This window comes from Alicyclobacillus acidiphilus NBRC 100859 (genome assembly GCF_001544355.1).
GTDB classification, from domain to species: domain Bacteria; phylum Bacillota; class Bacilli; order Alicyclobacillales; family Alicyclobacillaceae; genus Alicyclobacillus; species Alicyclobacillus acidiphilus.
This window is the reverse complement of the sequence record NZ_BCQI01000034.1, coordinates 1-24501: the sequence shown is the minus strand read 5'-3', so window position 1 is coordinate 24501 and position 24501 is coordinate 1. Positions and strand designations below refer to the sequence as shown.

Annotated in this window: 19 protein-coding genes and 1 riboswitch; of the genes, 2 read left to right on the top strand and 17 right to left on the bottom strand. The window is 59.3% G+C overall.

Features of this window, described 5'->3' with window-relative positions:
• Positions 1-92 precede the first annotated feature (92 nt).
• The 9 genes from purL to AAC01S_RS12135 all read right to left on the bottom strand — a co-directional run bounded on the left by purL (position 93) and on the right by AAC01S_RS12135 (position 11746).
• Positions 93-2351: a phosphoribosylformylglycinamidine synthase subunit PurL gene (purL, locus tag AAC01S_RS12175; RefSeq protein WP_067622635.1), complete on the bottom strand. Its 2259-nt coding sequence runs from the start codon at positions 2349-2351 to the stop codon at positions 93-95.
• A complete protein-coding gene (gene purQ / locus AAC01S_RS12170; protein ID WP_067622633.1) occupies positions 2332-3021 on the bottom strand; it encodes a phosphoribosylformylglycinamidine synthase subunit PurQ in 690 nt (229 codons plus the stop codon). Before purQ ends, purL begins: the two co-directional genes overlap by 20 nt.
• The gene (gene purS, locus AAC01S_RS12165) at positions 3018-3278 is read right to left on the bottom strand and encodes a phosphoribosylformylglycinamidine synthase subunit PurS (RefSeq protein WP_067622630.1); all 261 of its coding nucleotides are present in this window, start codon (positions 3276-3278) and stop codon (positions 3018-3020) included. The genes purQ and purS overlap by 4 nt, the downstream gene beginning before the upstream one ends.
• Positions 3275-4024, bottom strand: coding sequence for a phosphoribosylaminoimidazolesuccinocarboxamide synthase (gene purC / locus AAC01S_RS12160; protein WP_067622627.1), 750 nt, complete (start codon positions 4022-4024; stop codon positions 3275-3277). Before purC ends, purS begins: the two co-directional genes overlap by 4 nt.
• Before the next feature lie 6 nt (positions 4025-4030).
• The gene (gene purB / locus AAC01S_RS12155; protein WP_067622623.1) at positions 4031-5323 is read right to left on the bottom strand and encodes an adenylosuccinate lyase; all 1293 of its coding nucleotides are present in this window, start codon (positions 5321-5323) and stop codon (positions 4031-4033) included.
• Between the two features lie 148 nt (positions 5324-5471).
• Positions 5472-7010, bottom strand: coding sequence for a glutamine-hydrolyzing GMP synthase (gene guaA / locus AAC01S_RS12150; RefSeq protein ID WP_067622620.1), 1539 nt, complete (start codon positions 7008-7010; stop codon positions 5472-5474).
• Positions 7011-7198: 188 nt separating this feature from the next.
• Positions 7199-7300: riboswitch (purine riboswitch) on the bottom strand.
• A 3-nt stretch (positions 7301-7303) separates the two neighbouring features.
• On the bottom strand, positions 7304-9553 hold the full coding sequence (locus tag AAC01S_RS12145; protein WP_067622618.1) for a transglutaminase TgpA family protein: 2250 nt from the start codon (positions 9551-9553) through the stop codon (positions 7304-7306).
• The gene (locus AAC01S_RS12140; protein ID WP_067622615.1) at positions 9534-10766 is read right to left on the bottom strand and encodes a DUF58 domain-containing protein; all 1233 of its coding nucleotides are present in this window, start codon (positions 10764-10766) and stop codon (positions 9534-9536) included. Before AAC01S_RS12140 ends, AAC01S_RS12145 begins: the two co-directional genes overlap by 20 nt.
• Positions 10766-11746, bottom strand: coding sequence for an AAA family ATPase (locus AAC01S_RS12135; protein WP_067622612.1), 981 nt, complete (start codon positions 11744-11746; stop codon positions 10766-10768). The genes AAC01S_RS12140 and AAC01S_RS12135 overlap by 1 nt, the downstream gene beginning before the upstream one ends.
• A gap of 547 nt (positions 11747-12293) precedes the next feature.
• Between AAC01S_RS12135 and AAC01S_RS12130 the strand changes: the two genes are divergently transcribed.
• Complete coding sequence (locus tag AAC01S_RS12130; protein ID WP_174520850.1) at positions 12294-12791, top strand: hypothetical protein; 498 nt, start codon at positions 12294-12296, stop codon at positions 12789-12791.
• A gap of 571 nt (positions 12792-13362) precedes the next feature.
• Here the strand turns inward: AAC01S_RS12130 and AAC01S_RS12125 are convergent.
• The 8 genes from AAC01S_RS12125 to AAC01S_RS12090 form a co-directional block, all read right to left on the bottom strand.
• Entirely contained in the window at positions 13363-14889 is a 1527-nt protein-coding gene (locus tag AAC01S_RS12125) for a DHA2 family efflux MFS transporter permease subunit (RefSeq protein WP_067622610.1), read from the bottom strand.
• Positions 14890-15232: 343 nt separating this feature from the next.
• Entirely contained in the window at positions 15233-16858 is a 1626-nt protein-coding gene (groL, locus tag AAC01S_RS12120) for a chaperonin GroEL (RefSeq protein ID WP_067622607.1), read from the bottom strand.
• 34 nt (positions 16859-16892) lie between these two features.
• Positions 16893-17177, bottom strand: a complete 285-nt coding sequence (groES, locus tag AAC01S_RS12115; protein ID WP_067622604.1) for a co-chaperone GroES — start codon at positions 17175-17177, stop codon at positions 16893-16895.
• Positions 17178-17910: 733 nt separating this feature from the next.
• Complete coding sequence (gene mobB, locus AAC01S_RS12110) at positions 17911-18561, bottom strand: molybdopterin-guanine dinucleotide biosynthesis protein B (protein WP_169794042.1); 651 nt, start codon at positions 18559-18561, stop codon at positions 17911-17913.
• A gap of 113 nt (positions 18562-18674) precedes the next feature.
• Positions 18675-19670 carry a molybdopterin-binding protein gene (locus AAC01S_RS12105; protein ID WP_067622599.1) on the bottom strand — a complete coding sequence of 332 codons (996 nt, stop codon included), beginning with the start codon at positions 19668-19670 and terminating at the stop codon, positions 18675-18677.
• A complete protein-coding gene (mobA, locus tag AAC01S_RS12100) occupies positions 19657-20289 on the bottom strand; it encodes a molybdenum cofactor guanylyltransferase (RefSeq protein ID WP_281178131.1) in 633 nt (210 codons plus the stop codon). The genes AAC01S_RS12105 and mobA overlap by 14 nt, the downstream gene beginning before the upstream one ends.
• A 2-nt stretch (positions 20290-20291) precedes the next feature.
• The gene (locus AAC01S_RS12095; protein ID WP_281178130.1) at positions 20292-20879 is read right to left on the bottom strand and encodes a 5-formyltetrahydrofolate cyclo-ligase; all 588 of its coding nucleotides are present in this window, start codon (positions 20877-20879) and stop codon (positions 20292-20294) included.
• 10 nt (positions 20880-20889) lie between these two features.
• Positions 20890-21801 (bottom strand): phosphatase PAP2 family protein, encoded by a 912-nt coding sequence (locus AAC01S_RS12090; RefSeq protein ID WP_067622591.1) that lies wholly within the window; start codon positions 21799-21801, stop codon positions 20890-20892.
• A 64-nt stretch (positions 21802-21865) separates the two neighbouring features.
• Here AAC01S_RS12090 and AAC01S_RS12085 point away from each other — a divergent pair, with 64 nt between their 5' ends.
• Entirely contained in the window at positions 21866-23950 is a 2085-nt protein-coding gene (locus AAC01S_RS12085) for an ABC-F family ATP-binding cassette domain-containing protein (protein WP_067622589.1), read from the top strand.
• Positions 23951-24501 lie beyond the last annotated feature (551 nt).

Below are 24501 nucleotides of genomic sequence, written 5' to 3'. Positions count from 1 at the left end.
TGATGCGCAGCGCGAGGCTACGCACCTATCTCTGCGGCCGGGCCTCCGGCCAATCACTTCGATATCGACAACCGCTCAATTCGGACAACCGTTCAGTCTCCCGCTTCCGCAACGCCTTGGATATGCGCCGCCATCGCCGCAGGAATGGCTTCCTCGTACGCTTGGCGAAGTTCCGCGATACCAAGTGTCATAACAGACTGCCCCGCCAGCTTGACCACGATCTGCTTGTGCTCGGCCAGACTGCCGAGTGGCCGAGCCGGCACACCTGCAGCTTCCGCGATGGCGCCCAAAGCCTCGGCCCGCGCGCGATCCACGACGACGACGACGCGCCCCTGCGCCTCGGAAAACAGCCAGCCGTGCAGATTGAACCCGTCCGCGCATTCGATCTCGCCGCCCGCGTCGACACCCATCAGCATCTCGGCCACCGTCACGGCAAGGCCGCCCTCGCTGACATCGTGCGCGGCGACAACCATCGATTTCGCCGACAAGGTCTGCAGCAAGTCGTGTACTCTGCGCTCTTCGGCCAAGTTGACGTATGGCGCATCGCCAACGGGCCTTCCGACGGCGAGTTCACCGTACAAGGTGCCATCCAGGCAATCGTCCTCGCGGCCCAGGATCCACAACGCCCAATCGCTCCAATGTTCCTCGATGAGCGCCTTGGGCGGGGTCGATGGGATTCGCCGCTGGATGCCTTCGAGGACGCCAATGGCGCCGACGACCGGCGTCGGTTGAATATCGACACCGCGCGATTCGTTATATAAGGAAACATTGCCGCTGACGACCGGCGTGTCCAGAGCCAGACACGCTTCCGCCATGCCGTCGATGGCATCGCTCAGTTGCCGCATCACGTCCGGCTTCTCGGGATTCCCGAAGTTCAAGCAGTTCGTGATGGCGAGCGGCTTCGCGCCCACAGTCGCCAAATTGCGCACCGCCTCCGCGACTGCGATTTGGCCGCCCCGTTTGGGATTCAACGCGACGTAGCGGGAATTGCCGTCCGTCGCCATCGCGATGGCTTTGTCCAAGCCGGGCACTTTCACCAATGCCGCGTCTGCGCCTGGCCCTTCCACGGTGGCCGCGCGCACCATCGTGTCGTACTGACGGTACACCCAACGCTTGTCCGCAACACTCGGATGCGCGAGCAATTGCAGCCACGCGTCGCGAATGGAGAGGGTGGTTGGAATGTCTTCCAACTGCGGCCCCGCCCACGGCGCTATCGGCCGTTCGTAGACTGGCGCCTCGTCAACCAGCGCGGTCACCGGAATATCCGCGACCACTTCGCCGTGCCAGCAGAGTCGCAAGCGGCCATCGTCCGTCACGCGGCCGACGTCCGCCACTTCGAGCCCGTAACGCCGGAAGATCTCAAACGCGATGTCCTCGCGCCCGCGCTCCAGGACGACCAGCATCCGTTCCTGCGACTCAGACAACATCATTTCGTACGGCGTCATGCCGTCTTCGCGAACCGGGACATGATCCAGCACCATCTCAATGCCCCCGCCCGCGCGACTCGCCATCTCTGCAGAAGAAGATGTCAAACCGGCAGCGCCCATGTCTTGAATACCGACGACAGCCCCTGAGGCAATCAGTTCCAGACACGCTTCCATGAGCAGCTTGCCGAGGAACGGATCGCCAACCTGTACGGCGGATCGCTCCTTCTCCTCAGGGTCCTCCGCCGACGCGAAGGTGGCGCCGTGAATGCCGTCACGACCCGTTCTCGCGCCGACGACAAAGACGGGATTGCCGACGCCGGTGGCAGTGCCGCGCATCATGCCGTCCGCCGGCAGAATGCCGACGCACATCGCATTGACCAATGGATTGCCGCGATAGGTGGGACTGAATTGGACCTCGCCGCCGACGGTCGGAATGCCGACGCAGTTGCCGTAGCCGCCAATGCCGGCAACCACCTGCTCAAACAAATACCGCGTCCGGACGTCGTCGAGAGGACCGAAGCGCAATGAATCCAGAAACGCGACAGGGCGGGCGCCCATGGTGAAGATGTCGCGAAGAATGCCGCCGACGCCAGTGGCGGCGCCTTGGTACGGTTCGACGGCGGACGGGTGGTTGTGGCTCTCCATCTTGAACGCGACAGCCATCCCATCGCCGATGTCGACAACGCCCGCATTTTCGCCAGGGCCCTGCAAGACCTGCCGACCGTTCGTCGGAAAACGGCGAAGGTGCGCTTTCGAACTCTTGTACGAACAGTGTTCCGACCAGAGGACGCCAAAGATGCCCGCTTCGACGTAGTTCGGGTGTCGACCGAGTTTTTCGACGACCAACGCGTACTCGCTGTCGGTCAGACCGAGCGAACGATAGATCTGTTCGTCGCGGATTTGCTCAGGCGTTGGCTCGCGCATACGATCCCTCCTCGACAAAACGGTGCATCGACTCAAACAACAGCCTGCCGTCCTGCGACGTCATCCACGCCGCGACAGCCCGCTCGGGATGCGGCATCAATCCAAGCACGTTGCCCCTGTCATTGAGGACGCCGGCAATGGCGTCGACCGATCCGTTGGGGTTGTCCGCGTACCGAAAGGCGATGCGCCCATCCGCAGCCAACCGTTGCCGCAGCGTCTCGTCCGCGTAGTAGCGGCCTTCGCCGTGCGCGATGGGAATGCGAATGCGCTCGCCAGGACGGTAGGCGCAGGTAAACGGACTGGTGTGGTTTTCGACGATCAATTCGACCGTTTCGCAGCGAAACTGCAGGTGATCGTTGCGGAGTAATGCCCCAGGCAACAGGTGCGACTCGGTGAGCACTTGAAATCCGTTGCAAATGCCGAGAACAAGTTTGCCTGCGGCGGCTTCCTTGGCGACGGCGTCCACCGCCGGCGAAAAACGAGCGATCGCGCCGCTGCGCAGATAATCGCCGTAGGAGAATCCGCCAGGCAGAATGATGGCGTCGTAGGCCGCGAGATCAGTCACATCGTGCCACACCAGATCCACCATGTCGCCTGTGACGTCGCGGACGGCTTGAGCGGCGTCGTGATCGCAGTTCGATCCCGGAAACACAACCACAGCCCACTTCATCGAACCGTCTCCTTCAGCTCGTACGCGTACGTCTCCATGACAGGGTTCGAAAGGACGCGCTCGCACATCTCCTCGACGGCCTTGCGAGCGGCGGATTCGTCCGCGGCCCCGATGCTCAAATGCATGTATTTGCCGACGCGAACCTCGCTTGTACCCTCGAAGCCAAGCGTATGCAAAGCTTGTTCGACAGCGTGGCCCTGCGGATCAAACACGGATGGTTTCAACCAAACACGAACTTCCACATCGTACGTCTTCAAACGGATCGTCCCTCCCTCGGCAACTGCGCGCAGGCCAGCTTGACGCGCGCGAACACCTCTTGGTACGCGTCTTCGACATCTCCCAAGTCCTGGCGAAAGCGGTCCTTGTCGAGTTTCTTTCTCGTCTCGCTATCCCACAACCGGCACGTGTCCGGGGAAATTTCGTCTGCCAGCACGATCTCGCCGTCCGGCGTGCGGCCGAACTCCACTTTGAAGTCGACCAGCAGCAGACCGCAGTCGGAGAATTTGCTGACGAGCAGGTGATCGATGCGCAGCGCCAAAGAGCGAAGCTGCTCCAGTTCCTCGCGTTCGGCCAGGCCGAGAATGACGGCGTGATCATCCGTGATCAGCGGATCGCCCAATTCGTCGTTCTTGTAGTAAAATTCGACGAGCGCCTGCGGCAAATCCGTGCCCTCCGCGACGCCGAGCCGTTTGGAAAAGCTCCCTGCGGCCAGATTGCGCACGACGACTTCGACCGGAATGATCCGCACCTTACGAACGAGCGTCTCGCGTTCCGACACCTGTTCGATGAAGTGCGTGGGAACGCCGTGTTCCTGCAGATAGGCAAACAGGAGGTTGCTCATCTGGTTGTTGATGGCGCCTTTCCCTTGGATCTGCCCCCTTTTCAAGCCGTTGAACGCCGTTGCGTCGTCTTTGTAGGCAACCCGCACGACGCCGGGATCCGCCGTGGCAAACACCTTCTTCGCTTTCCCCTCATACAGCAGCGTATCGCTCACGATATCCACTCCTTATCACCAGCCGAACCGCTGAAAAATGGTGTCCACATGTTTGAGGTGCCAGGACGGATCAAAGCACGCGTCGATCTCCTCCGGGCTGAGCGTCTCTGAGATGGTTTCGGAAGCCTGAACGAGTTCCTTGAACGATCTCGCCTCTTCCCACGCCTGCATCGCCAGCGGCTGTACGGTGTCGTACGCCGTTTCGCGCGACAATCCCTTATCGATAAGCATGGTCAGGACCCGCTGCGAAAAGACCAAACCGTGCGTGCGCTCCATGTTTTTGCGCATGTTCTCTGGATATACGTTCAAATCGGTCAAAATGCGGTTCATACGATGTAAGAGGTAGTCGACCAGGATGGTCGCATCGGGAAGGATCACGCGCTCCACGGACGAGTGGCTGATGTCTCGTTCATGCCACAGCGGAACGTCTTCGAGCGCCGGAATGACATAGCCGCGCAACACCCGGGAGAGCCCGGAAATCTGCTCGCACGAAACCGGGTTGCGCTTGTGCGGCATGGCAGATGAGCCCTTCTGCCCCTTGTAGAACGGTTCTTCCAATTCGCGAATTTCCGATTTTTGCAGGCCGCGGATTTCCGTGGCGATCTTATCGAGCGTCGTGCCAATCAAAGAGAGTGTAAAGATAAATTCCGCATGCCGATCTCGCTGCAGTGTCTGCGTGCTGATTGGCGCCGGTTTGAGCCCCAGGCGCGTGCAAACCGATTCTTCGATCCTCGGATCGACATTCGCGTACGTTCCGACAGCGCCCGAGATTTTGCCGTAGCGCAGACGTTCGCAGGCCGCGTCGAACCGCTCGAGATCGCGCTCGATCTCGGCGTACCACAGAGCCGCCTTCAGGCCGAAGGTCGTCGGTTCCGCGTGGACACCGTGCGTACGCCCCATCATCATGGTGTACTTGTGCGCCTTCGCCAAATCCTCAAGGGTGGCCAACAAACTCTGCAGATCCTTGCGAATGATTTCCATCGGTTCCAGAAGTTGAGCGGACAGCGCGGTGTCGACGACATCGGTCGAAGTGAGTCCATAGTGCACCCACTTCTTCTCCTCACCCAGCGATTCTGACACCGCCCGCGTGAAAGCGACGACGTCGTGTCGTGTCTCTTGTTCAATTTCCAGCACCCGATTGACATCAAACTTGGCGTTCTCGCGGATCTTCTTGGCGTCCTCGACGGGAATCTCCCCGAGTTCGGCCCACGCTTCCACCGCGAGGATTTCGACCTCAAGCCACCATTTCATCCGCGCTTCCAACGTCCACAACTTGGCCATCTCCGGACGGCTATATCTATCGATCACGCCACGTCCTCCTATCTCCTGCTCGTTGAGGGTTTTCCCCTGTTTCTCTCTCTATCGTAACACGAACCAGCCCTGGTTCCGAACATTTTTATCGAATTCAACAAAAATGTTCGGAACCATTCACAACGGCCAGGCTGTCGGCCTGCATCTATTCCCACTCGATGGTCGCAGGCGGCTTCGACGTAATGTCGTACACCACGCGGTTGACCTCCGGGATTTCGTTGACGATGCGCGTCGAGATCCGCGCCAGCACGTCCCACGGAATGCGGGCGAAGTCGGCCGTCATTCCCTCCTGGGAGTGGACCGCCCGAATGGCCAACGTGTGCGCGTACGTCCGTTCGTCGCCCATGACGCCGACCGTGCGGTTGCTCGTCAAGACCGTGAAGTACTGCCAAATCTCGCGATCGAGCGACGCCTTCGCGATTTCCTCGCGCAAAATCGCGTCCGATTCGCGGACGACAGCGAGCTTTTCCTCCGTCACGTCGCCCATGACGCGAATCGCCAGACCTGGGCCAGGGAACGGCTGCCGCCAGACGAGTTCGCTCGGCAGCCCCAGTTCTTCGCCGAGCTTGCGCACCTCGTCCTTAAACAGTTCGCGCAGCGGTTCGATGATCTGAAACTGGACATCTTCGGGCAAACCGCCGACATTGTGATGCGACTTGATGGTTGCGGCCGTCTTTGTGCCGCTTTCGACGATGTCCGTGTACAAGGTTCCTTGCACAAGGTAGTCGAAAGGTCCCAGACGTTCGGACTCCGCCTCGAACACCCGGATAAATTCTTCACCGATGATCTTGCGTTTGCGCTCGGGATCGGAGACGCCTGCCAATTTGCCAAGGAAGCGATTGCGGGCGTCGACGCGGACGACGTCGATGCCAAGCTGACCGCCGAGGTTCTGCATCACGGCGTCACTCTCGCCTTTGCGGAGCAAGCCGTGATCGACAAACACCGCGGTGAGCTGCGATCCGATGGCGCGATGCACCAAAGCCGCCGCGACCGACGAATCCACGCCGCCGGACAGCGCGCAGAGCACGCGGGCATTCCCGACTTGGGCGCGGATGCTGGCGACGGACTCTTCAATCAGCCCCTGCATTGTCCAGTCGCCGCGGCAGCGACAGATCTCGAATAGATAGTTGCGCAGCAGAGCCGTGCCGTGATCGCTGTGATGGACCTCTGGGTGGTATTGGACGGCGAAGATGCCTTGCTCTGGGCAGCTCATGGCGGCAATCGTGCCGGAGTCCGTCACCGCGTCCAACTGAAAGCGGCTTGGAACGCGCGTCACGACGTCGCTGTGGCTCATCCAGACGTTTTGCGTCTCCGGCTGCCCCGCGAACAACGCGGTTCCGCCCGCTTCGATCCGCATGTGAGCCCGGCCGTATTCCCGCACGGCGCCGCGGGATACTTCGGCGTCAAACAACTTGGCAATCAACTGCATGCCGTAACAGATGCCGAGAATCGGCACGCCGAGATCGAAAATTGCCGGATCCACGGTTGGCGCGCCTTCCGCGAAGACGCTGTTGGGGCCCCCGGAGAAGATGATGCCTTTGAGGGGCTTTTGACGCAGTTCGGCAAGCGGCACATCGAACGGCAGCAACTCGGAAAATACGCCTAACTCGCGAATTCTTCGCGCAATCAATTGATTGTACTGGCCGCCGAAATCGAGTACGGCGACGACCTCATGGTCCTGCATGTTGGCACATCCTTTAGTGGGGGTTGTCCAGCGAAACAAAAATACCGACCTCTACCCCCAAGATACGGGCACGAAGGTCGGCTCGACAGTCGGAACAAAACGATCCCACCGCCCGCGTGGGCCGATATCGCTAGGATGCGCGAATACTCGGTCCACAATCAGGCGTTGGGAGTCGAAGTCTGTGACTGACGTACTTCATCCGACCTCGTAGCCAGGCAATTTACGGTTGCCTTGTAGAGACTGTCGGGCCGTATTCCCGACATTATACGAGGAGTCTGAATCACGCACTCATTCTATAGATTCGTTTCTATGTCGTCAATCGGAGAATCCTGTCGGCGGCCTGAGCGCGAGGCTCTCTGAAGCCAATCCAGAGCCTTTTCCCGCACGAACTCGGACGCGTTCTCGTCCAGTCCCGCGCCACCGTACAGGACGCCCTCGACCGTCTTCAACCAAGTTTCGAATTCCTCCAGCTTCACATCGCATTGGCGCAAGGCTGGCCACAATTCGCGCAATGTCGTACCGCGGCCCAAGCGGTATCTGCGCCGCATCTGGGACAGCAAGAACTCGCACACCTCCCTCACCGCCCACTGCGGCTCTTTGCCAGGCCTGGACGCCAATCGACGGAGGCCAAAACCCCTTCGGTAGAATCGATAGTACACCACGATGGCGCCGGCGAGAACGAGGGCCGTCACCACGGCGACCAACATCAGCCACCCCCCGCGCAGGCCCGGCGTATGCCCCGATGTGTCGCTGCCTGGAGGGTTTGCCCCACTCGCGCCTGAAGGCGTCTTGGCGCCGCCAGGCGTCGTGGCCGGCTTGGTCGCGTTGGCCGGCGGCTGCGAGGTCGTGCCCGGGATCGGACTCGTCGAGGCGGACGCGGCTGCGAACGGGATTTGAAAATTCGGAGTCGGATCGAACGGTATCCATCCGTAGTCCGGAAAATAGACTTCGACCCAGGCATGGGCGTCGTCGTTCGTCACCATGTACTCGTCGCTGTGTCCGGGCGCTGTCTCCGTGCCGGCGCTGACCGCGTAGCCCGTGACCCAGCGCGTCGGAACGCCGAGCGTTCGGAGCATCACCGCCAAGGCGCTGGAGAAGTTGTTGCAATAGCCACGATGCGTCTGAAACAAAAACTGATCCACGTAATCCTCATTCGGGCCTGGCACAGGAATGTCGGTAGTCTGATACACTTCGTGCGATTGCAGATACGAAACCAGGCTGTCGACCATGTCGTATTCAGACGTGGCATGGGCGGACGCGGTGATCTGTTTCGCCAATGCGGCAACGCGCTTCGGCAGCGTCGCGGGCAGTTGCAAATCATTGGCTCGGACGGCCGCAGGAATCTTGGCCGCCTCCGCACGAAACGGCGTCTCGTCGTTGGCGAGGACGCTGTAGGGACTCTCGAGTTCCTTGGTCACGACGGAGTAGCTCTGGTGCGCCGACAACTGCGGCGCGCGAATGTTCGCCTGCACCAGGTCCTCGACGAACTGTCCGCCGTAGAGGCCGGGCAACCGAACGACTTTCGAGATGGCGTAGCCGCCGAGCAGGCGTGTCGTGTTGACGGCGTTCGACTCCAGCGTGACGGTCTGCTGAAATGTCTGTGTCGGCAGTTGGTGGAAGGCCGAGATCGAAAACTTCGAAATCGGTTGGCCAACCCGCTGCTGCTGCACGTCGGCAGCGGTCAGCGAAGCGGATACCCAGCCCTTCCCCGTGTATGTCGAAAGCGTCTGTCCGCGAAGATATGTCGGCTGCGGACTGGTCAACGTGAGAACCGGCGTGTCGTTGCCGACGAACGATCCGCCCAACCGCTCGTCGTTGAGCTGGTAGCCGACCATCCGAACCGCGGTCGAATCGCTGCCGCCAGGGCCGGTCAGAAGCGGATTCGCCCAGGTCGACTGGCTTTTCGGCAAAGCGACGGCGATACCCAGCATCACGCCCAGCAGCGCGAGCAATGGCGTGAAAAATCGAACCGCCGTTCGACCGGACGAGGGCGTCGCAATGACATCGAAGTGATTGATGCCGAGCACCAGCAAGAACAGAACCATCATGACGACGAGGGGGATGTTTGGGTGGATAGACGTGTTCGCGTCCAGCACGGACAGCCCGGCCACAGACAGCATGTTGTAAAACACCCACAGCGCGGTGTGCCGACTCGCAAACACAACGAGCCAGTAGACAAACAGCAACAGCCATAGAAACAGGAACGTCTGCAGCGGATCCTGCATCGGCAGGCCGTGAAGCAGGCCCACACCTTGGCTCCAAACCGTCTTGGAGACGGGCCAGACACCCGTCCACACGCTTGGCGCCTCGCGCCAGTAGACGTCCACATAGCCCAAGGGCACGATCACGGCGACGACAGCTCTCAACCAAAACCATGGCAGCGACGCGCTGAGGGCGAAGATGGCCAAAGGCACCATGAACGTGCGCGGACCAGAGACGAGTCCGAGGGAAGCCATGGGCACAATCAGCAGATACACCCACAACGCGGTAAGCCACGCCCGTGCCGCCAACGTGATGAATCTGCTAGATCGAAGTCGAACCATACCTTCCCCCCTCTCCCGAAAGCCGCGACAGATCGGCGGCGCTGCGGATCAGATGCACGTCGATGCCCATCGCCTGCAGGCGGTTCCGCTCGAGACGCGCAGACTCGATCCCGACATTTGAGCCGAGCGGCACGAATACTTGTACAGCGTGCTGGCTCTGCAGATTGGTCAGCGCGATCGCGACGTCCCTGTCGATCCTCGGCGACACCACGACCAACACGGCATGGCGCAAGTTCATCTGCCGGACGCGTTCGAGCAGTTCGACAACGTGGCCTGGGTGGACCGGCTCCATCGCGGCCAAGGTGTACATACAGCGTTCGAGCGTGTCCATGGTGTTGGCGGGAGACACCTCGACGTACGGATCCGCCGCGGCAACCAAGCCGCATCGCCGCCCAGATCCGTACGCGTGCCGCAGCAGCGAGGCGGCGGTTTGCATCGCAAGTTCGAAGACGCCCGACGCCCCGCTCAACTTGGCGTACGATCCCGCCGAACAGTCCGGAACCACCACGACATCCGAGCTCAGGTGGCCCTGAAACTCCTTGACCTGCAACGCGCCCAACCTCGCGCTGACTGGCCAGTGAATCCGGCTTAGTCTGTCGCCGTGTTCATACGGACGCGCGCCGATCACCTGGTGAATATCGTCCGGACTGTGTTGCAGGGACCGGCGTTCACCTCCGCCGTGCGCCGCCGAGATATTCCATCCACGAACAGGCACCGCTTTGGGCAAGACGATCACCATCGGTCCTTCCGGCACCTTGCGGCGGACGCGACTCAGTCCAAACAAATCGCCCGACTCAATCAGGCCGTTGCCGACACGGAATACGCCGCGCGGCACATCTTTGACAACGTAGCGCAGGGTGACCTCTCGCCGCCACAACGGAACCACCGTCGGCGCACTGTTCTCCATGTGCAGCCGCCATTTCACAGGAACCACTTCATACGCGCGCAGCCAGAAGACTGGCCAGATGTTGGCGAAGCGAACGACAATCGAAAATGTGACGTGATCGCCCGCCAACGCCTGCCGCGGCGCCTCGATTTCAACAGACACGCCCCAAAACGTCAGGACAGCGGTGGCCCATTCATACGCGATCCCGGTGATGAACACATAGAACAAGAACCACGCAAGAAATCCGCCGGTCACGCGGCCAAACACGTACAAGCCAACGGCGCAACACGCCAACAACAGTGCGAGCGCAACTTGCCGCAGCCGCATCACGACCACGCTCCCGCGGATGCGGGAATCGGGACTTGCTGAAGAATGCTGTCGAGAACATGGGCGGCATCGGCGCCGGAAAACCGCGCGTCCGCCGTCAGGCGGAGCCGATGGGCCAACACGTACGGAGCCGCAAATTTCACATCGTCCGGCACCACGTACGACCTCCCGGCGAGGAAAGCTGCCGCGCGAGCCGTCCGAAGCAGCGCGAGACTCGCCCGCGGGCTCGCGCCAAGGGCGATGTCCCGATGCGATCTCGTCCGCCCCACAATATCCACGATGTAGCTGAGCAGCGCCGGATCGACTCGCACTTCCCGAACCCGCTGACGCCAACGCAAGATGGCGTCCGGGTCAGTCACCGGCTGCAACGTCTCAATGGGATGGCTCCGTTGTTGCGCGGCCAACATGTGCAATTCGTCCTGAGGGCTCGGGTACCCGATGGAGAACTTGAGCAAGAACCGATCAAGCTGTGCCTCCGGCAACGCGAACGTCCCTTCAAAATCAATCGGATTTTCCGTCGCCAGCACGAAAAATGGATTCGGCAGCGCGTGCGTTTCCCCATCCACTGTCACAGCGTGCTCCTCCAGCGCCTGAAGCAGAGCGGACTGAGTCTTCGGAGAGGTCCTGTTTAATTCGTCGGCTAGGACAATCTGACCGAAGATAGGCCCTTTGCGGAATTCGAACACCCCGGACTTCTGATTGTATATCGATACACCCGTTACATCTGACGGCAGCAGATCGGGTGTAAATTGTATACGCTGAAATTGACAGCCAAGCGTCACCGCCACGGCCCGGACGAGCATCGTCTTCCCGACGCCGGGGACATCTTCAATCAAACAGTGCCCATCGGCCAGCAAGGCGATGAGAACCAAGCGAATGACGGAATCCTTGCCAACAATCACCTGCTGGATGTTCCGGATAACCGGATCCAACTCTTCATGTACGCGATCGAATAAAACGTGCGAACGTGCGTCAGTCACATCGGTGCTCCCATCCTGATATCATCTCAATTACCATACTATCAAAACGCTTTTTGTAAGGCTATGGAAAATCACATCAAACTTACAATACACTCGATCCTTTTTGGCCGCGGCTTCCCGCACGGCGCAGGAATCATATCTAGCGACACCGAAGGAATATAGTGACCTTGAGTACTCGTTCTCGCGCCAGTCAACGACGTCATCGGTGTTGGTCGGCAAGATGGCCAATCCATGGCAATCAAAGCGAATATGGAAGGAGTAATTTTATTGAGCTTCTTTCTGACCTGCTTGGGACGGCCGTACACCTCGTTCGAGATCTCTGGAAGTCATGGAAAAAACCCCTTTCGCAAAACAGCTCTCAATTTGCTACTATCACAATGGAAAAGACAATCTTGGACCGCATTCGCGAACAACACTTCATTCCAATCGCTGTGTCGGTTTGTCGTCTTCCTGAATAAACCGCCAGATTTTGAGATAACTCGTATATCTTGTGCATAGGGGCTCGCCCCGCAAGATAAGTCCTAACTGTTTTGGAGGAATCGCCGCCATGGAGAAGACCTCTTCAGATTTGCTGCAACTGTCCATCGGCAAAGAAACGCCGCAACCGCTTTACGGAGGTCAACCTTTTCCAAAGAGCGCGAAAAAGTGCAAACGCTGCCGGATGCCATCCGAATTGCGTTTTTGCATGATGTGCCAATTCGAATTTTCGATGATGGCCAAACTCTGTTTCGATAGTATCGATCTCGCCATCTCCACCCACCAAGAAGCAGCCCCGTACGAGTTGCAGCGCGCGGCATACCGCGCCGCGAAGAAGCGGATGAAACACGTGCTGAGCCTCAAGTCGTACGGCGTCACCTTCGAAGAGACGCGCGAGTATCGCAAACGGCTGAAAGCCCTTCAAGAGCGGTTGAAGATCGAGAAGGATTGGAACCGTGTATCACTGCAGGTCGATAGCCTAGAAGCATCGATGTCCGCCCCGCCGACCGCACCAAAGCTGTTGTTGGATGGCAGTCAGGACGGCGCGAATTCGCAAGTGGAATCATAAATTCGGCATGATAGGGCCGGGGCTGGGGACACGAACGCGGCCGGGAACGGATGGGGCCGTGGCGAGCTGGGGATGCGGCTGGATGTACAGGAAAAGGATGTCAGGTTGGCCGTTTGGCCAAACTGACATCCTTTTTCGCAAGTTGAGGGCGGGCTGGACAGCGCGATCGCGGGGGCGGCCCGGGGCACGGGCCGGCTAAGCAACGCGATCGCGAAGGTGGGTGACGGTGGAGGGGCAAATAAGCGGCCGAGGGCCGCTTATTTCCGCGAACTGGCCGAGTCGAAGGCAAATAGGCGGCTCTGGGCCCCTTATTTGACTCCGCGCCACCGAAACCGAGCGATTTCAGCGGCTTAAGCGGCTGTGGGCCGCTTATTCGGCGCCAATAAGATGATTCGACACGTTTAAGCGGCTGACGGCGGCTTGTTCTCCTCCGGCTCTCCGGCTCTCCGGCTCTCCGGCTCTCCGGCTCTCCGGCTCTCCGGCTCTCCGGCTCCTCCGGCGCCCGCGATCACGCCAGCACCGGCACATCCGGTCGGCGCGATCGCGATGGCTGCCCGCCAGCCCCGTCCGCTCAGTCCCTGGCTACGGCAGGGGCGGCGGTTGGCGGGGCCGGTTGCCGCGGCGCATCGTTCTTCGCCAAAAAATCCTCTGCTGGCGATGTCTTGCGAATGAAGAACGCCATCAAGAAGGCGGCGATGGTCGTGAAGACCGCGACCGTGAACGCGTCGTTGATGCCCATGACCGTACCCTGCGCCGTGGCGTGCGCCATGGCGAGTTTATCGGTTGGCAATATGTGCTGCGAAACGATAATGTCTTTCACATGTGTCTTTGCCCGATCCGTCATGACCGTGACCAATAGCGCCATACCGACGGCGCCAGAGACCATACGCAGCGTGTTGAGCATCGATGTGCCATATGGATTCAGACGCAGCGGCAATTCGTTCAAGCCTGCGGTCATGAGCGGCATCATCATGATGGACATGCCAAACATCCGCAGCGTGTACACGACGGTGCAATACAGGAACGTCGTATCCGTGTGCAGCCGGGTCAAGGCGAACGTGGTGACAATCGTGATCGCGAGGCCGACAACAGAGAGCCAGCGCGCGCCGATCTTGTCAAACAAACGCCCGGTGATCGGCGACATCACACCCATCAAAATACCGCCTGGCAACAGCATCAAACCTGACAGAAGCGGCGAAAACCCTCGAACGTTTTGCATGTAAATTGGCATCAAAATCATGCCGGAATACAGCGCCACAGACAGAATGACGTTGATGGCGGTCGTCAATGCGTACATCGGATAGCGGAAAATCCGGAATTCCATGATTGGTGTGTCCGTGCGCAATTGCCACAGTACCAACCCAATCAGACTCACCGCCCCGATGCACAAGCTTGCGATCACGTCGATCCCGCTCCAACCAACCGTTCCCGCTTCACTGAAGCCGTACAGCAGTCCACCGAAGCCCAACGTCGAGAGCACCACGCCAAACACGTCCAGTTTCGGTCGACTGGTGACCGTGACATTGCGCATCAGAAAGATGGCAAGAATGAAGTCGATCAGCGCGATCGGCACGATGATGAAGAACAGGATTCGCCACGAATAGGTTTGCACGATCCACCCGGACAAGGTAGGACCGACAGCCGGCGCAAAGTTGAGCGCGATTCCGAAAATACCCATCGCCATACCGCGCCGTTCCGCTGGAAACAGCCGGAAGATGGTATTCATCATGACTGGCATGAGAACGCCTGAACCAGTTGCCTGAATGACACGCCCTACAAGAAGCACGCCGAATGTAGGACTGATTCCGCACACGATTGTACCGAGCGTAAAGAGGCCAAGCGCAGTCAGATAAAGTTGGCGAGTGGTAAAGCGTTGAATGAGAAACGCGGTGATAGGGATGACAATACCGTTGACCAACAGGAAAATCGTGGTCAGCCAATCGCCTGTCGTCGCTGAAATATGCAGTCGATCCATAATCTGCGGCAACGCGACATTGATCAAGGTTTGGTTCAAAAATGCGACGAACGCACCCGCCAACATGACACCGAAGACCGGAGCAACGCGCACCTCAGCCGTCGAATTTGCTCTGGTTTGCATATGTGGTTTTCTCTCCTTTGTCTCTAAATATTCTATTGTGAAGGGGTAGTTTGCGCGGGTGATGAGTAATGAGTATTTCCACACTCGAAAGACCATCTTAACCATACCATGGCGTTAGAGTGATACGCAATTGCAATTAGTGAATTTTTTGTTGCAACTAACAAATCTAAAGTGAAAAACATCGAATTGATCAGTCGAGATCATCAAGCCCGCCTGCCCTTCGATCTCGGCTCTGTCCGTTCCAGCGAAAAAGGCTGCCATCGGCGGCAGCAACGCTCACCAATGGCAGCCCCCGGACGATTGGCGGCGAGATCGCGATCTCGTCGCCAATGTGTGGAGCAGATTACATCATTCCGTCCATTCCGCCCATACCGCCTGGCGCCGAAGCTGCCTTTTCCTTCTCCGGCTTGTCGGCGATGGCTGCCTCGGTCGTCAGGAAGGAAGCAGCGACGCTCGCAGCGTTCTGGAGTGCGGAACGCGTTACCTTGGCCGGATCGACGATACCAGCCTTCAGCATGTCGGTCCATTCGCCCGTCGCAGCGTTGAAGCCGAAGCCGACAGCTTCCCTCTTCAAGCGTTCAACGATGATGGAGCCTTCAATGCCAGCGTTCTCAGCAATTTGGCGAACAGGTGCTTCGAGGGCCTTGCGGACCAGGTTCACACCAGTGAGTTCGTCGCCTTCTGCCGTCACGCTGTCAAGCGCTTTGACGACGTTGACCAATGCCGTACCGCCGCCAGGAACGATACCCTCTTCGACAGCTGCGCGCGTCGAGTTGAGCGCGTCTTCGATGCGGAGCTTCTTCTCTTTGAGTTCCGTTTCCGTCGCTGCGCCAACCTTGATGACAGCTACGCCGCCGGACAACTTGGCAAGACGTTCTTGGAGCTTCTCGCGATCGAAATCAGAAGTCGTTTCTTCGATTTGAGCCTTAATCTGATTGATGCGAGCTTGGATGTCAGCCTTGTCGCCGCTGCCGTCGACAATGATGGTGTTCTCTTTGCTGACGCGAACTTGACGTGCGCGACCAAGTTGATCGATATTCGTGTTCTTGAGTTCCAGACCGAGTTCTTCGCTGATGACTTGGCCACCCGTCAGGGCTGCGATGTCTTGCAGCATAGCCTTGCGGCGATCTCCAAAGCCAGGCGCCTTCACAGCAACAGCGTTGAACGTTCCGCGAATCTTGTTCACAATCAAGGTCGCCAGCGCTTCACCTTCGACGTCTTCAGCGATCAACAGGAGCGGACGGCCGGATTGCACAACACGTTCCAGAACCGGCAGGATTTCCTGGATGTTGCTGATCTTCTTGTCGGTGATGAGGATGTAAGGCTCGTCGAGCACGGCTTCCATCTTGTCCGTATCGGTAACCATGTACGCCGAGGTGTAACCACGGTCAAATTGCATACCTTCGACGACTTCGAGCTCGGTTTGGATACCTTTGGACTCTTCGACAGTGATGACACCGTCGTTGCCAACCTTCTCCATCGCGTCCGCAATCAGCACACCGATCTCTTCCGCACCAGCGGAGATAGCTGCGACTTGCGCGATATTCTCGCGGCCCTCAACCGGCTTCGCAATCTTTTGGATCTCTTCAACAGCAGCTGCAACAGCCTTTTCGATACCACGACGGAGAACCATCGGGTTTGCGCCGGCAGCGACGTTCTTCAGACCCTCGCGGATCATCGCTTGAGCCAATACCGTAGCAGTCGTGGTTCCGTCACCAGCGACGTCGTTGGTCTTGGTTGCGACTTCCTTCACGAGTTGCGCACCCATGTTCTCGTACGCGTCTTCGAGCTCAATTTCCTTCGCGATGGTCACACCGTCGTTGGTGATGAGCGGCGAACCAAACTTCTTCTCGAGAACGACGTTGCGGCCTTTTGGTCCAAGGGTGACTTTGACCGCGTCAGCCAGTGCGTCGACACCGCGCAGCATCGCACGGCGAGCTTCTTCTCCAAAGCGGATTTCCTTTGCCATCCGTGATACCTCCCTGATGTTTTATGTAGTCGACTTACTTCTCAACGATTGCCAAGATGTCGCTTTCACGCAAAACCAATACTTCTTCGTTGTTCACTTTGATTTCTGTGCCAGCATACTTGGAATAGATCACGCGATCCCCGACCTTCACTTCGAGATCCACGCGCTTGCCGTCTTCCACCTTACCAGGTCCAACAGCGATAACTTCGCCTTCTTGCGGCTTTTCCTTGGCGTTGTCCGGAAGGAAAATGCCACTAGCAGTTTTCTCTTCACGTTCTACTGGGCGCACCACAACGCGATCAGCGAGCGGCTTCAGCATGTGAACAACCTCCCTGATGGTTTGAAATTCTTCATTTGTTAGCACTCAACGTCAACGAGTGCTAACACCAAGGTCTATAATAATCTCTCGATTCAAAGAGTGCAACACGTTGTAGAAAAGATTTTCAACTTTAGAGTTCGCGTGGGGTGGCCGGGGGAGGTGTGGGGCCAAGGTGGCGGATCGAAGGCGACGGAGGATCGAAGGTGGCGAAATAAGCGGCCCTCAGCCGCTTAAATGTGTCGAATCCAAACATCCGCGGCGAAATAAGCGGCCCTCGGCCGCTTATCTGGCTTGGAACCGGTCCGTTCCGGACCTTTCAGGGCGAATAAGCGTTCCTTGGCCGCTTATTTTCCTCAAGTCCGCCCATTCGACGCAAATAAGCCTGCTTGAGCCGCTTATCTAGCCGCGAGCCGATGGAAAGCCCCCAAGACGGCGGAGTCCCAGTGGCGAAGTCCAGGTCGTAGAGCCACGACGACGGATCGAAGGTGGCGAAATAAGCGGCCCTCGGCCGCTTAAATGTGTCGAATCCAAACATCCGCGGCGAAATAAGCGGCCCTCGGCCGCTTATTTGGCTTGGAACCGGTCCGTTCCGGACCTTTCAGGGCGAATAAGCGTTCCTTGGCCGCTTATTTTCCTCAAGTCCGCCCATTCGACGCAAATAAGCCTGCTTGAGCCGCTTATCTAGCCGCGAGCCGATGGAAAGCCTCCAAGACGGCGGAGTCGATCGCGAACGTCAATCTCTTACCACGGTGACAGCCGAGGCAAGAACGAGATTCAGCAGTTCCTGGACCTCGTGGGGCCGCAACACAGGCACGCCGACTGCCTGCCGCTCACCGACTGCCTGCCGCTCACCGACTGCCTGCCGCTCACCGACTGCCTGCCGCTCGCCGACTGCCTGCCGCTCACCGACTGCCTGCCGCCCGCCGGATCCGCTGCAATCGCGGGTGTCTTCACTCGTCACGATCGCCACCACGCCGCGCGAGGCGGCTGCCAAGCGGGTCCATTCGGCGTCATTGCGCACCACGGCCACCTTCGGGAAGGGGCTCCGTTTCGCGCCTTCCACGACAATCAGGTCGATCTCGGCCCACGCATGCCCCACGGATCGACGCAACACGCCGAGCCACTGCTCGGCATCTTGCTCAGACGCCGTCCAATCGTGCAACAGCCAGCCGCCGCGGCTGGCGATCATCGTCCACCGCGCGCCCGCTGCCGCGGCTCGCTCCGTATCCGATCCCGGCTTCTCCCAGGAGGGCGTGCGCCCGTCGTCCGCATGCCCGTCGTGCTTGATCAACGCCACGCGCAGCCCCCGCGCGGAAGCCATGCGAATGAGGGCCTCGGCCACCGTCGTCTTCCCGGCATCCTGGTAGCCAATGATGCCAATCACCCGCGGGCCTTCCATGCGGCCGTCGCTTCCGTCTCGGCCGCCGCGCGCAGGCGCTCCCGTACCGGCTCCCGCTTCCTTTCCCGCACCGGGCCCCGTTCCCGCTCCATCCCGCGTCATTCGTTCAGCCAACCGCCGACGCCAAGTGCGGCAATATCCTTCTTGCGCACGCGAACGCCTGCGAGCACGCGGGGCAGCAGGAGATCGAACGACGTGACGGGATCGTGAATGACAGCGCCGGGCAGGCCGAAGATGGCGGTATTGTCGCGATACGCCAACATCAGCATGGAGCCGGGAATCATCGGTGTGCCGTGGGAAACGACCTCGGTGGCGACGGCGCGGATGGCGCTTGGCGAACGATCGTCGGGATCGACCGACATGCCGCCCGAAACGAGCACCAGCGTGGCGCCGTTGTCGCAAAAGCGGACGATTTCCCGCTCGATTTCGGCTTGTTCGTCGCCGACCAAAACCTGATCGAAATCCTCAATGCCGTATACCGCGAGTTTTTCCCGCAAAACTGGGCCAAACCGATCCGTCACCCGCCCTGTCAACACTTCGCTGCCTGTCGTGACGAGACCGACCTTTTGCGGCTCGTACGGCAGCACGTCGACGAGCGGCTTCCCGGATGGCGCGCGTTGGGCCAGGACCTCGATGGCCGTCACCTTGTGCCGGGAGATCACGAGCGGAATCGGCCTGACGGAAGCGACGCTCGTGCCGGCCTTCACGTGGGCAAACGGCCGCCGTGTGGAGATGGCGATCTCGTCAATGCCATTCATCGCGGTCACCCGCCGCGCGTCAACCCACAGCATGCCGTCCGTCTTGGCTTTCAGTACCACTTTGCCTTCCTCGACATCCGAGAGTGTGACGCCGGGGCCGGCTATGGCTTTGGCCATGATTTGCGCAGCGTCGTCTTCGTGAAGTTCGCCGTCATCCAATTCCAGGACGTAGATGTGGCGCTTCCCCATGTCCAGCAGCGTCTGAATGTCCTCTTCGCGAATCACATGGCCTCGCTTGAACTGGGCACCTTTGAACGAACCAGGAACGATTCTGGTCATATCGTGTGCCAGTTGAAGCCCGATTGCATCCTCCACCCGAACCTCAAGGCGTTTCACGCGCGCTCCTCCTTATCTCCCAATTTCGGTAGTCGATTGGCGTGTGGACCGGTTCCAGACGCCACGCCTCGGCCGCCGATACCGCCACAGGATCGACGGCAACGTCGTCCAGGACGCGCAAAATCCGCGTCTCTCCCCGCTCTACCGCATCGATGAAACGTCGTCCAACGTGCCAGCGGTAGGCCGCAATCAGCGGTTGCAGCCGCCCGTCGCGAACGTACGCCGCGACGTCCGACGATCCGGATCGCAATCGATGGGACAGTCGGCGAAGCATCGCCGACTGCAACCCCGGCAGATCACCCGCGACAACATGGAAGCATTCCGCGACATCCTCCGCGTCTGCGGACATTTCCTCAAATTGTCGAAAGACATTGGCAATTGCGACGAGAGGGCCTTGCCAGGCAACGACGTCTTTCAGCCATCTCGTTTGCGATGGAACAAACGGCGCGACGGCTTGGCGAACCTCCTCACGCCCGTACGCAATCACCACTTCCGCTCCGGTACCTGCGGCCTCTCGTGCGACGTGCGCGAGGATTGGCTGTCCAGAGCCGTCTCTCGGCAGCAGGAGTTTGTCACCCAGTTCGGCCATCCGGCGACTTTGGCCACCGGCGAGAACGATTGTCAGACACGTGTTTGACAGCGAACCATCCCTCCATCCGTCAACAGCCAGTGCATGCGGACGTCGTGCGGCGACTCCGGCAATTCGTTTGCGACTTGATCTTCATAACAGACCCCGATGCGCCACGGCGGTTCGCCGATGCCAGCAAAATACCGATCGTAGTAACCACCGCCATACCCGAGTCGGACGCCGGCTCGCGTAAACGCCAGTCCCGGGACAAAGATCGCCGAAATCGCTTGTTTTGGCAGCACAGGATGTTCGTCCGTCGGCGCCAGGATACCATACGGCCCGGGGAGCATCGACTCGTACCGATCGACGAGGCAAAACACCATCTGCCGCCCCGGAAGGATTCTCGGAAACGCAATCGCCACCCCTTCATCGCGAAGGCGTGCCGCGAATCCAAGCAAATCGACTTCTCCAGGCATCGGAGCGTACAGTCCTGCCACGATCCGATCACGCCCAGGCTCCCTGGCCTGTTCGCGCAGATGGGCGGCGAGCCATGCAAACGCAGCCCTTTCGATCCGCCGCGTCCGCTCGTGCCGCTCCGTTTCTATGAGTTTCATCCTAACTTGTCGAAAGTGATCTCGCAATTGGGTCTTGTCAACTGCCAAACGGTTCTGTTTCCTCTCTTCGATAGAGATCGAGCTTCAAAAATACCCACGGTGCGCCGAAGGTGGCCCACAGCGCAATCAGTCCGTCGCGGATCCAGAGCCACGGCACGTCTTCCAATTTCACCTTTAGTCCTAATTGTATCGCAACGATCCCACCCAGCGCGATCACGGCCACGCAGATCCGCTTCCAAAACACACCGTCGATCCGCGTGTTCAGATAGCGACGCTCAAAGACGCTCCCCAAGCCCATGACCAGCAAGAACAAGGCGTATTGCCCCGCGGCCCCCTGATGGTCCACGGTCAACAGCAGGCCCGGAAAGAGGACGGCGAACGCCACGGCGTAAGCAAAAGGAACTTGCCTGTATGACCACCATCGCCCGATCTGCCAGCCCGCGACACCGATAACCAGCCCGACACCCCATCCAACCAACACGTCGAGCGGCCAATGCAGACCGAGATAGATTCGTGAAAGGCCAATGCCCGCGACCAGCACAATCCCAAGCCACATCACGAACCTGCGCTTGGTCCATTTGGATATACCTGCGAAGAAGGTCATCGTGCCTTGCGCATGGCCGCTTGGCATCGACAAACCGGTTGCGGAACTGATATAACCAGAACGAATACCTGGAACCCCGATGGGTCGAGCAATTTGGAGCGCGTCCTTCAACCAGGCATTGACGAACATGCTGGTGACGAACACATAAGCCAATCTCATGCCGAGCGTTCGATTGACTGCGAGGAAGAGAATGGGCAGTACAATCAAATAGGCAGACTCAGTGCCTAACCAGGACAGCCAAGTCGCTAGTTTATCCAACAGTGGCGTGTGAAATGATTGAATCCATAGGATAAAGTGATATTGCCAACCAAAACCATTTGGCAACGGAAACGACGGAATGGACATCGCAAGTCCTCCTTGTGGAAATGTCAGAGGCGTTGCTAGAGTGTATGGACAAAGGGGATCGCATATGATTGTTTTACAGGCAAGCCATATCAAAAAGAGTTACGACACCGTTGATGTCCTGTACGACGCGTCCCTTATCGTCCGCGACGGCGACAAGGTGGGGTTGGTCGGCGGAAACGGAGCTGGCAAATCGACGCTCATCCGCATCATCACAGGCGAAGAGGCAGCGGACGATGGTCTCATCACGAAGCGCGAGGACGTCACCATCGGCTATGTGTCGCAATTCGTCGACGTCGACGATCATCTGACTGTCTATGAATTCGTCGCCGAAGCTCAGCGCGAATTGCGCGACATGGAAGCTCGGCTGCGCAAACTGGAAGCGCAGATGGCGTCGCCAGAAATATATGAAAATCCAATCAAGTTCGAAGAGGTCAGCACCGCGTACGACAAGTTGTCCAGAGCGTTCGAGGATGCCGGCGGCTACGCTTGGCAGACCGACATTCGGCGGGTCCTCTCAGGCCTGCAGTTCCCTGTCGCCATGCATGGACAGCAAGTGTCGTCGTTGAGCGGCGGCCAAAAGACCCGGCTGTCTTTGGCCCGCCTGCTGGCTGCGAAACCAACACTGCTCGTGTTGGATGAACCCACAAACTATCTGGACACGGAGACGCTCACCTGGTTGGAGTCGTTCCTGAAAGGCTACAGCGGCAGCATCCTCGTGGTCTCCCACGATCGTTATTTTCTAGACGAAATCACGAACCAGACCGTGGAACTCGAACGCGGGATCACCCGCCACTACCCCGGCAATTACGCTGCCTATATCGATAGAAAGATGATGGATCGGATTCAGCAGGCGAAAAAGTACGCCCAGCAACAGGAGGAAATTGCGAAACTCGAAGAGTTTGTGGCAAAGAACTTGGCGCGGGCGTCGACGACCAAACGCGCCCAGAGTCGGCGCAATATGCTGGAGCGCATGGAACGCATCGAACGGCCGCTCGGAGACTCGGCCCAAGTGCATGTGCAGTTTGAACCCACTCGGCCATCGGGCCGAGACGTGCTGCAGGTGCGCGATCTCGCCGTCGGCTACGGCACCAAACGGTTGGCCTCCCACATCTCGTTCCGCCTCGAACGCGGAATGCGCCTGGCCATCCTGGGCCCCAACGGGATCGGCAAAAGTACCCTGCTCAAGACTTTGCTCGGCCAACTTCCCGCGCTCGCTGGCACGATTGAGTTCGGACAACACGTCCAAATTGGCTACTACGACCAGGAGCAGTCCGATCTCGACGAATCAAAAACGGTCCTCGCTCAAGTCTGGGACGAATATCCCCGCCTGGATCGGACAACGGTTCGCAGCGCACTCGCCCAATTTCTCTTTCGCGGCGAGGACGTCGACAAACCTGTCGCCGGTCTCAGCGGCGGCGAACGCAGCCGCCTGAACCTGTGCCGTCTCATGCTGCAGCGGGCGAACACGCTTTTTATGGACGAGCCGACCAACCACCTCGACATTCCCTCCAAGGAATCGCTCGAACGGGCACTGCGCGGCTACGAAGGAACCCTGCTCTTTATCTCGCACGATCGCTATTTTATCGACGCGATCGCCACACACGTCGCCGTCCTGAACGAAGATGGCCTCGACTGGTACATCGGCAACTACTCCGACTACCGCGACAAAGTCGCGGAAAACGAGCGCATGGCGAATATCGAGGACGAGGTCGGCGAAGGCAGCGACGAAGAGGCGGCTCGCGGTAGACAGAGCCAGCCCAGCAGGCAGCCCACAAGGCGAGCGGCCCCGACGGCCGGGGCTGCGGGTGAGTCAACTGGTCTTGCGGGCCAGACCCCCATCGGCAATCCACCAACCGCCGGTCCCAGCGAGGCATCCGCAACAAGCGGGCGGCGCCGGATCCGCTCCAGTGAGCTTCGCAAACTCGAAGCGACAGTCGAAACATGGGAGACCCGATCCGCCGAGATCGAAACCCAGATAGCCGAAACGGCCCAAGCCCTCAGCGATGCCGCGCAAGCCCAGGACGTCGAGCGCATTTACGCGCTGGAGAAGGAATTGGAACAACTGCACACCGCGCAGGAGGAAGCTCTGCAAAATTGGGAAGAGGCGGCCATGGCCTTGGAGCGGTTACAAGCCGAACTGGACGGATGAGCCGCTGAGGGCTGCGGGATGGAGTGTGCGGCGAATGGTGTGGGGCGAATGGTGTGGGGCGAATGGTGCGCGGCGAATGGTGTGGGGCGGATGGTGCGGCGGATAAGAGCGGCGGATAAGAGCGGCGGATAAGCGGCCGTGGGCCGCTTATTCGAACAAAAACAGACAAAATGGGGAAAATAAGCGTCTCAGAGACGCTTATTTCTCCGAAATCGGGTGGAGCGTGGCCCTTGGGAGCGATTTAAGCGGCCCTGGGCCGCTTGTCCATCGCAGATCAGACGATTCGACACAAATAAGCGGCCCACGGCTGCTTATTTGCCGCGTCACACACCACACGCCACACGCCACACTGCGAGCCGCCCACGACCCGGGCCGCCCCCGCGATCCGCCCGATCGCGCCTGCCCATGCCGTCCCGATGCCACTTTGTCACCTCGCGCGGCTTCCGACTCGCCGCACATGGAGCAGATCGAATGGAGCGGGACGAATAGGCGGCCGTGGGCCGCTTATTCGAACAAAAACAGACAAAATGGGGAAAATAAGCGTCTCTGAG

Bases quoted from the DNA above. Each gene is read 5' to 3' on its own strand.
- purL (WP_067622635.1), bottom strand. From the start codon at position 2,351: ATGCGCGAGCCAACGCCTGAGCAAATCCGCGACGAACAGATCTATCGT.
- AAC01S_RS12085 (WP_067622589.1), top strand. From the start codon at position 21,866: ATGATTGTTTTACAGGCAAGCCATATCAAAAAGAGTTACGACACCGTT.
- groL (WP_067622607.1), bottom strand. From the start codon at position 16,858: ATGGCAAAGGAAATCCGCTTTGGAGAAGAAGCTCGCCGTGCGATGCTG.
- AAC01S_RS12090 (WP_067622591.1), bottom strand. From the start codon at position 21,801: ATGTCCATTCCGTCGTTTCCGTTGCCAAATGGTTTTGGTTGGCAATAT.
- AAC01S_RS12125 (WP_067622610.1), bottom strand. From the start codon at position 14,889: ATGCAAACCAGAGCAAATTCGACGGCTGAGGTGCGCGTTGCTCCGGTC.
- AAC01S_RS12145 (WP_067622618.1), bottom strand. From the start codon at position 9,553: ATGGTTCGACTTCGATCTAGCAGATTCATCACGTTGGCGGCACGGGCG.
- guaA (WP_067622620.1), bottom strand. From the start codon at position 7,010: ATGCAGGACCATGAGGTCGTCGCCGTACTCGATTTCGGCGGCCAGTAC.
- purQ (WP_067622633.1), bottom strand. From the start codon at position 3,021: ATGAAGTGGGCTGTGGTTGTGTTTCCGGGATCGAACTGCGATCACGAC.
- AAC01S_RS12140 (WP_067622615.1), bottom strand. From the start codon at position 10,766: ATGCGGCTGCGGCAAGTTGCGCTCGCACTGTTGTTGGCGTGTTGCGCC.
- AAC01S_RS12130 (WP_174520850.1), top strand. From the start codon at position 12,294: ATGGAGAAGACCTCTTCAGATTTGCTGCAACTGTCCATCGGCAAAGAA.
- groES (WP_067622604.1), bottom strand. From the start codon at position 17,177: ATGCTGAAGCCGCTCGCTGATCGCGTTGTGGTGCGCCCAGTAGAACGT.